The sequence below is a fragment of the Spirillospora sp. NBC_01491 genome, from assembly GCF_036227065.1.
In the GTDB taxonomy this organism is placed as follows: domain Bacteria; phylum Actinomycetota; class Actinomycetes; order Streptosporangiales; family Streptosporangiaceae; genus Spirillospora; species Spirillospora xylanilytica.
Genome location: NZ_CP109432.1, coordinates 1225827 through 1239450, shown reverse-complemented (window position 1 = coordinate 1239450; position 13624 = coordinate 1225827). Strand labels below are relative to the sequence as shown.

Here is a 13624-nt window from a genome sequence, read left to right as displayed (position 1 = left end):
TCCGCTCCTTCACCGGGGCGGACGGGCCGCGGCGGGGCCCGCCGGTGCCCGCGGCGCGGGCGGGAACCGGACCGGTAGCTCGGCCAGGGCACGGTGGAACGGGCCGGGCCGCCAGACCAGCCCTCCGGCCGGCACGGCGAGCTCCAGGTCGGGCAGCCGGTCCAGGACCCGCTCGATCGCGACGATGGCGATCAGCCGGGCCGGGTTCTTGGCCGGGCAGGTGTGCGGGCCGGCGCTCCAGGCCAGGTGGGCGCGGTTGCCCGCGCGGTAGGCGCCGGACCGGTCGCCGCCGGCCCGCGCCGGGTCGGTGTTGGCGGCGGCGAAGCTGATCACCACCGGCTGGTCCGCGGGCAGCCGCACCCCGGCGAAGTCGAGGTCGCGCACCGGGTAGGTGACCGCGTAGTTGGCCATCGGCGGGTCGGTCCACAGGATCTCGTCGAGGGCCTCCTCGACCGGCAGGCTCCCGCCGGACAGGTCGCCCGCGAACCGGTCGTCCGACAGCAGCAGCCTGATCCCGTTGGTGATGAGGTTCTGCTCGGGCTCGGTGCCGGCGCCGAGGAGCAGGATGAGCTGGTGCGCCATCTCCTCGTCGGTCAGCCCCACCGGATGGCCCAGCATCCACGAGGCCACGTCGGCGCCGGGCGACCGCCGCTTCAGCGCCACCAGGTCGAGCACCGCCTCGCCGAGCACGGCGTTGGCCTTCTCGGCCTCGACGCCGTCGAAGATGCCGCTCATGCCGAAGACCAGCCGGTCGCCGATCTCGGCCGGGCAGCCGAACATCTCGTTGAAGATCAGCAGCGGCAGCACCCGCGCGTACTGGGCGGCCAGGTCCGCCGCGCCGTCGGCGGCGAACGCGTCGATGAGGGCGTCGCCGTTGCGCTCCACGTGCTCGCGCAGCGTGAAGGGGTCGAGCCGGGCCAGGCTGTCGGTCACCGCCGCGCGCAGCCGCGCGTGGACGCCGCCGTCGGTCAGCAGGCAGTTCGGCCGGTACATCATCATCGGCAGGACGGGGCAGTCCGGCGCCACCGTCCGCTCCCAGCGGCGCGCGTCCTTGGGGAACGTGCCGGGGTCGCGGAGCACCTCCAGCGCCGCGTCGTAGCCGATGACGAGCGTCGCGGGCACCCCGGGCGCGAGCTCGACCGGCGCGACGGGGCCCCGCTCGCGCAGCTCGGCGTAGAACCTGTCGGGCGCGGCGTCGAACGCGGGCCCGTACATCCGCGGACGGCCGGTCCCGCCGGAACCCGGGCCCGAACCGCCGGCGGGGTTGGCGCCAGGAGCCGCGTCCGGGCCGGGCCCGGGTTCGGGTTCGAGTTCGGTCGCGGGGGCGGATGGGGGGACGGCGGCCGGGTCGGTCGTCACTCGGGCTCCTGGTCGAGGGTGAGGAGGTGGTCGACGAGGGTGATCAGCGCGCGGGTGGACGACTCGTGGTCACGGGCGTCGCAGCTCACCAGCGGGGTGCCGGGCAGCAGGTCGAGCGCCTCGCGGATCTCGTCGTCGGGGAACGCCGGGGCGGTCTCGAACCGGTTGACCGCCACCGCGTACGGCAGGCCGTGCTGCTCCAGCAGGTCCATCACCTCGAACGACTGCCGGAGCCGGGAGGTGTCGACCAGGACCAGCGCGCCGAGCGCACCGCGCGCCAGGTCGTGCCACAGCCGCTCGAACCGGCTCTGCCCGGGGGTGCCGAACAGGTACAGCACGAGCTGCTCGCTGAGCGTCAGCCGGCCGAAGTCCATCGCGACGGTCGTGGTCGTCTTGTCCGGGACGCCGGCCAGATCGTCGACGATCGCGCCGGCCTGGGTCATGCGCTCCTCGGTCCGCAGCGGGCGGATCTCCGACAGCGTGCCGACGAAGGTGGTCTTGCCGACCGCGAAGTGGCCGACGATGAGCAGCTTCACCGCGGTCCGCACGGTGTCGGGCAGGTAGACCGGCTCGGCCGCCTCAGAGGCGGGCGCGGAGTCCATCGAGCACCTCCTGGAGGAGCTGGAGCCTGGGCGGCCGGGCGGACGGTGCGGGGGCGCGGGTGGTGACGTGGCCGCTGTCCATCAGGTCCGACAGCAGCACCCGGGCGACCCCGACGGGCAGCCGCAGGTGCCCGGCGATCTCGGCGACCGACAGCGCCCCGCCGCGGCACAGCGTCACGATGCGGCGCTGCTCGGGGTTCAGCCCGGTGGTCCGGTCGCTGACCGCGATCACCAGCGTCACCAGGTCGAACACGTTGCGGCTCGGATGCGCGCGCCCGCCGGTGACCACATGCGGCCGGACCAGGGCGCGCTCGTCGCGGGGCGGCCTCATGCGGTCCGGCCGGGCCCGTGCCGCGGCGGCGTGGTCAGCTCCTTGCCGAGCCGCTGGACGAGCTCCTGGAGCCGGAACGAGACCGCCTCCATGTCGACGTGCGGGGACGCCGACACCGCCAGGTAGGCGCCCGGGCCCGCCGCGACCAGGAACACGTATCCGTCGTCGAACTCGCTGACCGTCTGCCGCCAGGGCGTGTCGGCCGCGCCGCAGAACTCGGCCGTGCTGCGGGCCAGCGACTGCAGCCCCGACATCCCGGCGGCCTGCCGCTCGGCCTCGTCGCGGCCGATCCGCTCGGAGTGCGCCATCAGCAGCCCGTCGGCCGACAGCAGGATCGCGTACCGCGTCCCGGGCATCCGCAGGGCGTCGTCGAGCATCCAGCCGAGCTTGTTGTGACCGGCGCCGGCGCTCTGGTCCATCGTCTCGTTCATGGCCGGGGGTCCTTCCGTTCGCTATCGGGCGGTGGGGCGGCGCGTCCGGACCGGGTGCCGCGCTGCCAGGCGCCGAGCCCCGCGGCGGTCGCCCTGGCCGGGCGGACGGGCGGGCCGCCGGTCTCAGGGGGCGGCCCGCCCGGTCCGGGTGCGGCCTTCCCGGCGGCGCTCGCGCGCGTCCTCTTGGGCAGGCCGCCGGCCGTGGTCGGCGCGGACGGGTCGAGAGGGGCCTCGAAGTCCGGGGGCTCCGCCGGCGCCCGGCGGGCCTGCGCCGCTCCGGAGGCCACCGCGGCGGCCTCCGGAGCGCGCGGCTCCTCGGGGACGTCCGTCAGCAGCTCGCTGGGCAGGAACACGACCGCGCGCACGCCGCCGTACGGCGACCGGGTGTCGACCGAGACGGTGAACCCGTACCGCGCGGCGAGCACCCCCGCCACCGCGAACCCCACCTGGGGCGGGTCGCCGAGCCCGTGCACGTCGGCCGCGCGCTCCCCCGACAGCAGCCGGGTCGCGTGCTGGATCTCCTCGGTGTCCATCGCGACCCCGGCGTCGTCGATCATGATCGCGATGCCGTTGTGCGTGTTCCGCACGTTGACCTCGACGGCGGTGTCGGGCTGCGAGTGCCGCGCCGCGTTGTCCAGCAGCTCGGCGACGGTGAGCACGACCGGCTCCACCGCGCGGGCGGTGACCGCCGCGTTCACCGGCGAGTGCACCTCCACCCGCAGGTAGTCGCGGATCCGGGAGGTCGCGCCGCGCACCACGTCGCTGAGCGTGGACGCCGCGCGCTGTTGGCCGGGCCACGAGCCGCACAGCACCGCGGTGGCCTGCGCGCGCCGGCCGAGCTGGGCGTTCATGTGGTCCAGCCGGAGCAGGTCCGAGAGCGTGTCGGGGTCGTCGTGCCGGTCCTGCATGTTCGACAGGACGAGCTGCTGCTCGCCGGCCAGGCTCTGCACCGAGCGCATCGCCCCGCGCAGCGCCGACTTGGCCGACTGGTCGGCGCGGGCCCTGACCCGCTCGACCGAACCGGCGACCAGCTCCATGGCCGCGTCGATGCCCTGCTCGTACACCGGCCCGAGGCGGCGCGCGTCGTGCAGCGGGCCCGACACCGTCACCGCCGGGTTGTGCAGCGACTCCAGCAGCTCGGGCAGGCGCGTCCCGGCCAGGTGCCGGACCTCCTGGTCGCGGGCGTCCAGGTCGGCGCGCAGGGCGGTGTTCTGTCTGCGCAGGCGGAGGGTGGCGCGCCGCTCCCGGGTCAGGAGCACCGCGGTGGCGGCGATGCCGGCGACCGAGCAGAAGGTCGCCATGGCCAAGAGGAATTGCTCCATCTGATCCTCGTGCGCTACGGGGGTTGGAGGGGTGGCGTGCCATGGTGGCACGACCTGACGCGCCGTGGTCAGCGTGTCCCGAGATCGCTCGCCCCGCCGCCCGCCCCGGCGCCCGACGGTCGCGCCCGACCGGTGGGAGCGTGTCGCGGGCCGCGGGGGACGGCGTCCGAGACGATAGGGCGGCGGCCGGGGACGCACTTGCACGGACGCGCACGGATCTTGCCGTGGCGCGCAGCGAGGCCCGATGACCTCGGGTCCCGATCCGCTCACGATCTGCGGGAACCGCCGAACGGCGGCCGGAGACCGCATTACGCTGCCGCCGTGGGCGCCGCGCTCCGGCGGGGGCGGCGCCAGGCCGTCAACACCGGTCCGGGCGGGCCGGAGGGAGGGTGCCCCCGGTGTCCGGACCGACCTATGCCGTCGAGGCGTCCTCGACCGACGACGTGCCGGCGCGCGACCGCGCCGAGTTCTGGAGCGAGCAGACCGCGTCCTACCAGTCGCGGATGACCTGCGAGTATCCGCGTGCCGGCGACTTCAGCGGCGGGTCGGTCCGGCAGCGCAGCCGGAACCACCAGCTCGTCCGGTTCTGGTCGGGGCCCGTCGGCTACCGGCGGACCGCGCGGCAGATCGGCCGCGACGCCGACGGCGACTACCGGCTGCTGCTCCCGCTCGCCGGCGGACTGGCCGTCCGGCAGGGCGACCGGGAGGCGCGGCTCGCGCCGGGCTCTGGGGCGCTGGTCCCGTTCGGCGAGCCGTTCGAGGCGGTGCAGGCGCCCGGCACGCGGGCGTTCATCATGACGATCCCCGCCCGCGAGGTGGACGGCCCGCTGAACCGGGCGGCGCCGCTGCCCGCCGGGCTCGACTTCACCACCGGCCTCGGCCGGGTGGCCGGCGCGATGCTGACCGGCCTGCACGAGGAGCGCGCGGCGCTCACCGGCACCGGGTTCGACGCGGTGTGCGACCGCCTGGTCGAGCTACTGTGCATGCTCGCGGCGGGCGACGACCGCCCGTCCGCGCCGGGCCGGCTCGCCGAGGTCGAGGCGCTGGTCCGCCGGCAGATCCGCCGCCGCGCCGCCGACCCGGGGCTGAACGGCGCCGCGGTCGCGCGCGAGCTCGGCTGGTCGCTGCGCCAGGTCCAGCTCGCCCTCCAGCAGGCCGGGACCACCCCGCGCGACCTGATCCGGGACGAGCGGCTGAAGCTGGTGCACGACCGGCTCGGCAGCCCCCGGCACCGGCACCTGACCATCTCGGAGCTGGCGGCGGCGTCGGGCTTCTCGTCCGCGAGCGCGCTCAGCACCGCGTTCCGGCGGCGGTACGGTGTCAGCCCGCGCGACCTGCGGCCCGAGGCGGTCAGTCGCGGCTGAGGGCCGCCTCCTCCAGGTCGAGCTCGTGCAGGACCCGGTCGAGCACCTCGTCGTCGATGCGGCGCTCGTCGCGCATCCGCACGAACACCCGCCGCTCGGCGGCCAGCATCTCGCGGCGCAGCCGGCGGTAGGTGGCCGACGGGACCTCCTCGCCCTCGGGGCCGGTGCCGCCGCCGAGCCGCTCCCAGGCGCGGAGCTGCCGGTGCTCGGCGAGGCCCCGCAGTCGCTGCACCACGTCCTCGTCGAGGGTCTCGGCCGCGCTGACCTCCTCCAGCCGGTCCAGCGCGGCCTGGGCGGCGGCGTGCTGCGCGCCCGCCTCCGCGACGGTGTCGGTGTACCGCTCGCGGGCGCTGCCGATCCCGAGCGCGCGGATCAGCGGCGGGAAGGTCAGCCCCTGCACCAGCAGCGTGCCGAGGACGGTGGTGAAGGTGAGGAAGAGGATCAGGTCCCGGCCCGGGAACGGATGCCCGTCGTCGGTGCCGAAGGGGATCGCGAACGCGGCGGCCAGCGACACCACCCCGCGCATCCCCGCCCACGAGAGGACCACGTTGCCGCGCCAGCCGATCCGGGCGTCGGGCCGCCGCCGCGCCGACAGCCACAGCGGGACGTACCAGGCGGGGAACACCCAGGCGAACCGGGCCAGCACCGTCGCGCCGAGGACGGCCAGCGCCCACCCGGCGAGCTCGGCCCGGCCGTGCCCGGACAGGCCGTCGATCACCGGCGGCAGTTGGAGGCCGATCAGCAGGAACACCACCGACTCCAGCAGGAACACCATGATCTTCCAGAAGGACTGGCCGATCAGCCGGGTCACCGCCGTCGTCTCGGTGGACCGGTGCCCGAGGTACAGGCCGCTGACCACCACCGCGATCACGCCGGAGGCGTGCACCGCCTCGGCGATCAGGTACGCGGCGAACGGCGCCGCCACCGCGACCCCGTTCTCCACCAGCGGGTCCTTCAGCCGGGTCCGCAGCCAGTGCAGCGGCGGCCCGAGCAGCAGCCCGACCGCCGCGCCCGCGACCGCCGCGAACAGGAACCGCCCGACGCCGCCGGTGAAGCTGAAGCCCGCGCCGACCGCCGCGGCCACCCCGACCCGGAAGATCGTCAGCGCGGTCGCGTCGTTGAACAGGCTCTCGCCGAGCAGGATCGTCACCAGCCGCCGCGGCAGCCCGAGCCGCTGCGCCACGCTCACCGCGGCGACCGCGTCCGGCGGCGCCACGATCGCGCCCAGCACGAACGCCGCCGGGAGCGGGAGGCCCGGCACCAGCAGGTAGGCGGTGCACCCGACCGCGAAGGTGGTGAACAGCACCAGCCCGACCGACAGCAGCGCGATCGGCCGCACGTTCTCGCGCAGGTTGTAGTAGGAGCTCTGCCACGCCGCTGAGAACAGCAGCGGCGGCAGGAACACGTAGAGGACGAACTCGGGGTCGAGCCTGAACTCGGGCACCCCGGGCAGGAACGCGACCAGCAGTCCCGCGATCACCAGCACCAGTGGCGCCGACAGCCCGGCCCGCCGTGCCGCCGCGGCCACCACCAGGGCGCTGACCGGCACGGCCAGCAGCCACAGCGCATGCGTCGTCTCCACGGGCCGATCATGACATGGGGCGGCTCCCCGCGCGGCACCGCGGGCCCGCTGCCGCCGGGCCCGCCGGTGGCCAGGCGTGCAGGCGGCCGGGCGTGCCGGGGGAGCGGACGTCAGTGGTGGTCGCGGCCCCGGGCGTCCCGGGTGGTCTCCTTGGCGAAGGACAGGAAGTCGCGCGCCACCGGCGAGAGCGGCCGGTGCGCGTGCACGAGCCCGATCGTCCGGGTGATCGGCGGCATGAACGACCGGACCGTGACGCCCTCGGTGTCGTCCAGCCGGTTGCGGTACCAGAGCAGCGAGCCCATCCCGGCGCGCACCCAGCCGATCCAGGATCCGCGCTCGTCGGACTCCATCGCCGCCACCGGGGTCGCGCCGAGCCGCCTCAGCAGGTGGTCGATCTCGGCGCGGCCGGTGCCGCCCCGGGCGGGCAGCACCAGCCGCATGCCGTTCAGCGCGGCGGGCGGAACCGGGTCGCGCAGCCTCAGGCCCGGCGGCGAGACCAGCACGACCTCCCGCTGCTCGAACGGGTGCGCGGACAGGTCGCCGGGCACCGGCAGATCCGTCAGCGCCAGGTCGGCGCGGCCGGTGCGGAGCGCCCCGGCGACCTCCTCGCGGCTCTCCCGGCGGATCACCCGCACCCGCACGGCGGGCTGGTCGCGGGCGAACCTCGGGATCAGCCGCCCGGTCAGCTCGGGTTCCAGGGACGGGGTGGCCGCGACGCGCAGCTCGGCGCCGCGCCCGCCGGCGCGGGCCACCGCCAGGCTCTCGATCGCCTCGACGGCGTCCAGCGCGACCCGGGCCTCGCGGACCACCCGCTCGCCGACGGGGGTCAGCACCACTCCGCGGCCGGACCGGGCGAACAGCTCCACCCCGAGCTCCCGCTCGAGCTCCCGGACGGCCCGCGACAGCGCGGGCTGGGCGACGTAGAGCGCCTGGGCCGCCGACGTCATCGTTCCGTGGTCGGCGGTGGCCACGACGTACCGCAGCTGCCGCAGATTCATGCCCTTGACCGTATGACAACGAACCGATCCGGTCCTGGACATAGCCGGAATCGGACCTGAGGTTTGCCAGCCGATGGTGACGGCCCGCCGGCGGCACGCCCGCCGCCCGGACGCGCGGCGGTGCCCCGGAGCGGCGCCTGGCCGGCGCGGTTCCGGAGTGACAGGGCCGCCGGTCAGGAGGCCGGACGGGGGTGCGCGGCCTCCGGATCGGGTTGCAGGGGAGGGGCGCCCAGCGCGCAGTGTCTCTTGGTGTCGGGCTCGTGCTGGTGGTCGGGCGCGGACCTGAGCGCGTCGTTCCGCACCGTGAGGAAGCTCAGCACGGATCCGGCGGCCAGGAACCCCCCGCACGTCATCATCGCCAGCCGGAACCCGTGGGAGAACTTGGCCGGGTCGTTGAAGGCGTCGCCGGTCAGCCCGGTCAGCGGCGGGATCGCGGCCACCGCGAGCAGGCCCGCCGCCCGCGCCACCGCGTTGTTGACGCCGCTCGCGACGCCCGCGTGCCGGACGTCGGCGGTGGCCAGCACGGTCGCGGTCAGCGGCGCCACCACGGCCGCCAGGCCGAGCCCGAACACCACGACGGCGGGCAGCACGTTCCACACGTACGACGAGCCCGGGCCGGTCTGCCCGACCAGCACCATCCCGGTCGCCGCGACCAGCAGGCCCACGGTCATCGGCAGCCGCGGCCCGATCTTCTGGGCGAGCGCGCCGGCCCGCGCCGACAGCATCAGCATCAGCACCGTGACCGGCAGCAGCGCGGTGCCCGCGGCGATCGGCGAGAACCCCGACACCACCTGGAGGTCCAGCACGAACAGGAAGAACAGCACGCCCATCCCGCCGTACATGACGAACGTGATGACGTTGACGGCGGAGAACTGCCGGGACGCGAACACGTCCAGCGGCAGCATCGGCTGGGGCACCTCGCGGGCGGAGCGCCTGCCCCACAGGCGCCGACGCCGCCCGCGGGCCCGCTCGACGGCGACGAACGCCACCGCCGCGACCAGCCCCACCGCCGCCGCCGTGCCGACCACCCGGGGGGAGACCGCGCCCCCGGGCGCCTCGGTGAGCGCGTAGGTCGTCCCGGCCAGGGCCAGCGCGGCCAGCACCGCGCCCGTCACGTCGAAGCGCCCCCGCGCCCGCGGATCGACGCTCTCGGGGACGTGCCGCACCGTCACCAGCACCACCACCACCGCGAGCGGCACGTTGAGCAGGAACACCCAGCGCCAGCCCGCCGCCTCGACCAGCCAGCCGCCGGCGAACGGGCCGATCGCGCCGGCCACCCCGCCGAACCCCGACCAGGCGCCGACCGCCCGCGGCCGGTCGTCGGCGGCGAACGAGGCCTGGATGATCGCCAGTGAGCCCGGGGTGAGCAGCGCTCCGCCCATACCCTGGAGCGCCCGCGCCGCCACCAGCATCGGGACGTCCTGGGCCGCGCCGCACAGCACCGAGGCCGCCGCGAACCACACCACGCCGATCAGGAAGACCCGGCGCCGCCCGAACCGGTCGCCGAGCGAGCCGCCGAGCAGGATGAACCCGGCCAGCGTCAGCGTGTAGGCGTTCACCGTCCACTGGAGCCCGGCCATGTCGGCGTGCAGGTCGCGGGCCAGCCGGGGCAGCGCGACGTTGACCACCGTCGAGTCGAGCAGCGCCACGCTCGACCCGAGCACGGTGGCCAGCAGGATCCACCGGCCGGCGCCCGTCCCGAGGCGGACCTCGGGCATCAGACGATCAGGTCATCGGCGAAGCACCAGCGCCAGTCCTCACCCGGCTCGAACGACCGGACGACCGGATGCCCCTCGCCCCGGTAGTGCGCGGTCGCGTGCCGCATCGGCGAGGAGTCGCAGCAGCCCACGTGCCCGCAGCTCAGGCACAGCCGCAGGTGCACCCAGCGGGTGCCCTCAGCGAGGCACTCCTGGCATCCCTGCGGGGTCCGCGGTGCGGGATCCTCGTCCGGCAGCAGCCGCACATGTTCACACGTTGCCATAAGGGCATCGTCGCACGGCGCCGCCGGACGGCTCACCAGTGGTCCGGGCTGATCGGCTCGTCCTCGGGCCGGGACGACCCCGACAGCAGCCGCAGGTCCGACTCGACCATCATCGTCACCAGCTCGGCGAAGGCGACCCGGGGCTCCCAGCCGAGCTGCTCGCGGGCCTTCTTCGGGTCGGCGCACAGCAGGTCGACCTCGGCGGGCCGGGTGTACTTGGCGTCCAGTACCACGTGCTCCCGCCAGTCGAGGCCCACGCTGGAGAAGGCGAACTCCACCAGATCGCGCACCGACTGCGTCTGGCCCGTTCCGATGACGAAGTCCTCGGGTGTCTCCTGCGCGAGCATCAGCCGCATCGCGCGGGCGTAGTCGCCGGCGAAGCCCCAGTCGCGGCGGGCCTCCAGGTTGCCCAGGCGCAGCTCGGAGGCCAGGCCCAGCTTGATGCGGGCCGCCCCGAGCGAGACCTTGCGAGTGACGAACTCCGCGCCGCGGCGCGGCGACTCGTGGTTGAACAGGATCCCGCTGACCGCGTACATCCCGTACGACTCGCGGTAGTTCTGGGTGATGTAGTGCCCGTAGCTCTTGGCCACGCCGTACGGGCTGCGCGGGTGGAAGGGCGTCCTCTCGTTCTGCGGAGTCTCGCGGACCAGGCCGAACATCTCCGAGGACGACGCCTGGTAGAAGCGGATCTGCGCGCGCGCGGGAGTGCGCGAGGAGCTGATCCCCGACACCACCCGGATCGCCTCGAGCGTCCGCAGCACGCCCATCCCGGTGACCTCGGCGGTCAGCTCCGCCTGCTGCCACGACATCGGGACGTAGGAGATCGCACCCAGGTTGTAGACCTCGTCGGGCTGGACCCGCTCCACCGCCGAGATCAGGCTGCCCTGGTCGAGCAGGTCGCCGGTGGTGATCTGGACGTCGCCGATGTGCTTGCGGAGCCGTGACACGTGCGGGTTCGCCTGACCGCGCACCAGGCCCCAGACCTCATACCCACGCTCCAGCAGATGCTCGGCGAGGTACGAGCCGTCCTGCCCGGTGATGCCGGTGATGAGTGCTCGCCTGGACAGCGGATCCTCCATGGCTGGTTGGGTCGGGCGACGGGGCCCACCACGGGTTGCGCCCGCAATGAGTGTGGAGGACGAGATTAGCGATCCCCCGCGAATGCCGACACGGGAGGGCGCCGTTTGCACCGAATTCGTTTCTAGTATCCGGGATCTTCTGGTCCGGCGCCACGGCGGGCGTGGCGCGCGGCGGTCCCGATGTGCGACGGTGTGGTCATCATGAGGTGCCCGAATGCCGCGTCCTGACTCCGGCCCGCCCGCCGGAACCCCCGCCGCCGTGCCGGCCGTGCCCGCCGCGACGGCCGGGCTGCCGCCACTGCGGCTGAACGGCCGCGCGCTCGGCCGGTTCGCGATCATGGGGGTGGTGAACCGCACCCCCGACTCCTTCTTCGACCGGGGCGCCACCTTCGGGTTCCGCGCGGCCCTGGACGCCGTCGCCCGCGCCGTCGACCAGGGCGCCGACATCGTCGACATCGGCGGGGTGAAGGCCGGCCCCGGCGACGAGGTGGACGTGGCCGAGGAGCTGCGCCGGGTGGTGGACGTGGTCGCCGCCGTCCGGGACCGGCATCCGGACGTGGTGATCAGCGTCGACACCTGGCGGGCGGAGGTCGGCGAGGCGGTGGCCGCCGCGGGCGCCGACCTGCTCAACGACACCTGGGGCGGCCCCGACCCCCGGCTGGCCGAGGTGGCCGCCGCCCACGGCATCGGGCTGGTCTGCGCGCACGCGGGCGGCCTGGAGCCCCGGACCCGGCCGCACCGGACCGGCTACGCCGACGTGGTCGCCGACGTGGCCCGGCACGTCACCGCCGAGGCGCGGCGCGCGGCGGACCTCGGCGTCCGGCGGGACGCGATCCTCATCGACCCCGCGCACGACTTCGGCAAGAACACCCGGCACTCCCTGGAGATCACCCGCCGGCTCGGCGAGCTCACCGCCACCGGCTGGCCGGTGCTGGTCGCGGTGTCCAACAAGGACTTCATCGGCGAGACCCTCGGCCGCCCCGTCGACCAGCGCGGCGTCGGCACGATGGCGGTGCTGGGCGTCTCGGCGAGGCTCGGCGCCCGCGTCTTCCGCGTCCACGACGTGGCCGGCGCCCGCCGCGCCCTCGACGCCGTCGCGGCCCTCGGTCCCTGACCCGCCCGGACCGGGCCCGCCGGGTCCGGTCCGGCCCGCACCGGGCGCGTGGTCCGGCACGCGCGGACGGTCAGGGGGCGGTGGCCTCGCGGCGGCGGGCCCGGTAGGCCGCCACGTGCATGCGGTTGCCGCAGGTGCGGCTGTCGCAGTAGCGGCGGCACCGGTTGCGGGACAGGTCGACCAGCACCCGCGCGCAGTCCGGCGCCTGGCAGGTGCGCAGCCGCTCGAGCTCGCCCGCCGCCACCACGTACGCCAGCGCCATCCCGCAGTCGGCCGCCAGGTGCTCGCCCATCGGCGCGCCCGGGGCGAAGAAGTGCACGTGCCAGCTGTAGTCGTCGTGGTCGGTCAGGTGCGGGGTGGTGCGCACCTCGCCGATGACCTCGTTGACGAGCCGGACCGCGGTCGGCACGTCCGGCGCCTCGAACACGGCCTGGAACCGGGCGCGCAGGTCGAGCACCCGGGCCAGGTCGCGCTCCGACAGCGTCCGGATGCCGCTGAACCGATTGCGCTCGACGAACTCGCGCAGGTCCGCCGGCCCGCCGAGCCGCTCGGCGCCGGACGTCGCGGGGGCGGTGTTGATCAGATCGACGACGATGGCGAGCGCGTGCTCGGTGTCATGGGTGAAGATCACGATGACTCCAGTCTCGGGGGACCGGGAGGCGGCCGGGCGCCCGACGCCGCCGGGACCGGCCCGCGGCCCGCTCTCACCCTATGACGCCCGCCCCGGTCGGCGCGGCGGCCCCGAACGGGCCCGCACCACCCCGGGGCGGGGCGGCCGTCAGTGCGCGTAGTAGGGGTCGGCGACCACGGGGTAGAACGCGTCGACGTGCTGGATCCGCATCGTGACCGTCTGGCCGTCGAGGGTGTAGTCGGCCTTCACCGGCCGGAACATCGAGTCGGACGCCCACGGGTTGTAGAGGCGCCCGACCGTCGCGCCGTACCGCAGGTGCACGACGTCGTAGCCGCCGGAGGGCATCGACTCCAGCGCCAGGCCGTCGGCGAGCGAGATCGGGAAGCGGAACTCCGTCGGGGCGTCCGCCCCGTGGATCACCGTGAGCAGCCGGACCCCGCCGGCCGTCGTCTGCGCCACGATGTCGGTGTCGACGTCGACCCCTCCGTAGACGCGCAGGCTCGGGCGGAGCACCTGCCCGACGGTGTCGGCCGCCGCGGTGTCGATCCCGATGTGGATGCGCTGGCCGTCCTTGGTCGGCACCCACACCCCGTCGCGGGCGCGCTGTCCCCAGCCGACGTCGGGGTTCTCCTGCTCCTGGGGCTCGTTCTTGCCCCGGGCGACCAGAATTCGTGAGGCGGCGCTTATCGCCGCGGCAGCCCCGTCCTGTGCATGCCTCATGGCGGGCCCCCTCGCCTTCTTCCATCACAAACGTGACATCACACTGTTTCGGGTTTACCACGGGGGAGCAAGGTGGGACGGCGCGTCGCCGGCCGATGGTCGCTATGTAA

General features: G+C 74.9%; 14 protein-coding genes. 2 read left to right on the top strand and 12 right to left on the bottom strand.

The window, feature by feature from the left end; translation table 11 throughout:
* Positions 1 to 9 precede the first annotated feature (9 nt).
* From OHA34_RS05965 to OHA34_RS05945, 5 genes are read right to left on the bottom strand one after another with little or no spacing between them, the layout of a single operon-like run.
* Entirely contained in the window at positions 10 to 1359 is a 1350-nt protein-coding gene (locus OHA34_RS05965; RefSeq protein WP_329520929.1) for a cytochrome P450, read from the bottom strand.
* On the bottom strand, positions 1356 to 1961 hold the full coding sequence (locus tag OHA34_RS05960) for a GTP-binding protein (protein ID WP_285944501.1): 606 nt from the start codon (positions 1959 to 1961) through the stop codon (positions 1356 to 1358). The genes OHA34_RS05965 and OHA34_RS05960 overlap by 4 nt, the downstream gene beginning before the upstream one ends.
* Positions 1939 to 2292, bottom strand: a complete 354-nt coding sequence (locus OHA34_RS05955; protein ID WP_285944500.1) for a DUF742 domain-containing protein — start codon at positions 2290 to 2292, stop codon at positions 1939 to 1941. Before OHA34_RS05955 ends, OHA34_RS05960 begins: the two co-directional genes overlap by 23 nt.
* Positions 2289 to 2723, bottom strand: coding sequence for a roadblock/LC7 domain-containing protein (locus OHA34_RS05950; protein ID WP_285944498.1), 435 nt, complete (start codon positions 2721 to 2723; stop codon positions 2289 to 2291). Before OHA34_RS05950 ends, OHA34_RS05955 begins: the two co-directional genes overlap by 4 nt.
* Positions 2720 to 4045, bottom strand: a complete 1326-nt coding sequence (locus OHA34_RS05945; protein ID WP_285944496.1) for an ATP-binding protein — start codon at positions 4043 to 4045, stop codon at positions 2720 to 2722. Before OHA34_RS05945 ends, OHA34_RS05950 begins: the two co-directional genes overlap by 4 nt.
* A 398-nt stretch (positions 4046 to 4443) precedes the next feature.
* On the opposite strand from OHA34_RS05945, the gene OHA34_RS05940 reads away from it, so the two are divergent.
* The gene (locus OHA34_RS05940; protein WP_329520928.1) at positions 4444 to 5409 is read left to right on the top strand and encodes a helix-turn-helix domain-containing protein; all 966 of its coding nucleotides are present in this window, start codon (positions 4444 to 4446) and stop codon (positions 5407 to 5409) included.
* On the opposite strand, the gene OHA34_RS05935 is transcribed toward OHA34_RS05940, so the two are convergent.
* The 5 genes from OHA34_RS05935 to OHA34_RS05915 all read right to left on the bottom strand — a co-directional run bounded on the left by OHA34_RS05935 (position 5396) and on the right by OHA34_RS05915 (position 11037).
* On the bottom strand, positions 5396 to 6991 hold the full coding sequence (locus OHA34_RS05935; protein WP_285944493.1) for a Na+/H+ antiporter: 1596 nt from the start codon (positions 6989 to 6991) through the stop codon (positions 5396 to 5398). The genes OHA34_RS05940 and OHA34_RS05935 overlap by 14 nt on opposite strands.
* A gap of 110 nt (positions 6992 to 7101) precedes the next feature.
* Entirely contained in the window at positions 7102 to 7989 is an 888-nt protein-coding gene (locus tag OHA34_RS05930; protein ID WP_285944491.1) for a LysR family transcriptional regulator, read from the bottom strand.
* A 173-nt stretch (positions 7990 to 8162) separates the two neighbouring features.
* Positions 8163 to 9707 (bottom strand): MFS transporter, encoded by a 1545-nt coding sequence (locus tag OHA34_RS05925; protein ID WP_285944490.1) that lies wholly within the window; start codon positions 9705 to 9707, stop codon positions 8163 to 8165.
* Positions 9707 to 9970: a ubiquitin carboxyl-terminal hydrolase 14 gene (locus OHA34_RS05920; protein WP_285944487.1), complete on the bottom strand. Its 264-nt coding sequence runs from the start codon at positions 9968 to 9970 to the stop codon at positions 9707 to 9709. Before OHA34_RS05920 ends, OHA34_RS05925 begins: the two co-directional genes overlap by 1 nt.
* A 32-nt stretch (positions 9971 to 10002) precedes the next feature.
* A complete protein-coding gene (locus OHA34_RS05915) occupies positions 10003 to 11037 on the bottom strand; it encodes a GDP-mannose 4,6-dehydratase (protein WP_285944546.1) in 1035 nt (344 codons plus the stop codon).
* A 226-nt stretch (positions 11038 to 11263) separates the two neighbouring features.
* Between OHA34_RS05915 and folP the strand changes: the two genes are divergently transcribed.
* Entirely contained in the window at positions 11264 to 12163 is a 900-nt protein-coding gene (gene folP, locus OHA34_RS05910) for a dihydropteroate synthase (RefSeq protein ID WP_443029616.1), read from the top strand.
* A 70-nt stretch (positions 12164 to 12233) separates the two neighbouring features.
* Here the strand turns inward: folP and OHA34_RS05905 are convergent, their stop codons facing one another.
* Both OHA34_RS05905 and OHA34_RS05900 read right to left on the bottom strand, forming a co-directional pair.
* Positions 12234 to 12794: a CGNR zinc finger domain-containing protein gene (locus OHA34_RS05905; RefSeq protein WP_329520927.1), complete on the bottom strand. Its 561-nt coding sequence runs from the start codon at positions 12792 to 12794 to the stop codon at positions 12234 to 12236.
* A gap of 147 nt (positions 12795 to 12941) precedes the next feature.
* Positions 12942 to 13514 (bottom strand): hypothetical protein, encoded by a 573-nt coding sequence (locus OHA34_RS05900; protein WP_285944484.1) that lies wholly within the window; start codon positions 13512 to 13514, stop codon positions 12942 to 12944.
* Between the last annotated feature and the right edge of the window lie 110 nt (positions 13515 to 13624).

Excerpts from the sequence above, each read along its gene's own strand:
- OHA34_RS05960 (WP_285944501.1), bottom strand. The coding sequence starts at position 1,961 with ATGGACTCCGCGCCCGCCTCTGAGGCGGCCGAGCCGGTCTACCTGCCC.
- OHA34_RS05955 (WP_285944500.1), bottom strand. The coding sequence starts at position 2,292 with ATGAGGCCGCCCCGCGACGAGCGCGCCCTGGTCCGGCCGCATGTGGTC.
- OHA34_RS05950 (WP_285944498.1), bottom strand. The coding sequence starts at position 2,723 with ATGAACGAGACGATGGACCAGAGCGCCGGCGCCGGTCACAACAAGCTC.
- OHA34_RS05945 (WP_285944496.1), bottom strand. The coding sequence starts at position 4,045 with ATGGAGCAATTCCTCTTGGCCATGGCGACCTTCTGCTCGGTCGCCGGC.
- OHA34_RS05930 (WP_285944491.1), bottom strand. The coding sequence starts at position 7,989 with ATGAATCTGCGGCAGCTGCGGTACGTCGTGGCCACCGCCGACCACGGA.
- OHA34_RS05925 (WP_285944490.1), bottom strand. The coding sequence starts at position 9,707 with ATGCCCGAGGTCCGCCTCGGGACGGGCGCCGGCCGGTGGATCCTGCTG.
- OHA34_RS05920 (WP_285944487.1), bottom strand. The coding sequence starts at position 9,970 with ATGGCAACGTGTGAACATGTGCGGCTGCTGCCGGACGAGGATCCCGCA.
- folP (WP_443029616.1), top strand. The coding sequence starts at position 11,264 with ATGCCGCGTCCTGACTCCGGCCCGCCCGCCGGAACCCCCGCCGCCGTG.
- OHA34_RS05900 (WP_285944484.1), bottom strand. The coding sequence starts at position 13,514 with ATGAGGCATGCACAGGACGGGGCTGCCGCGGCGATAAGCGCCGCCTCA.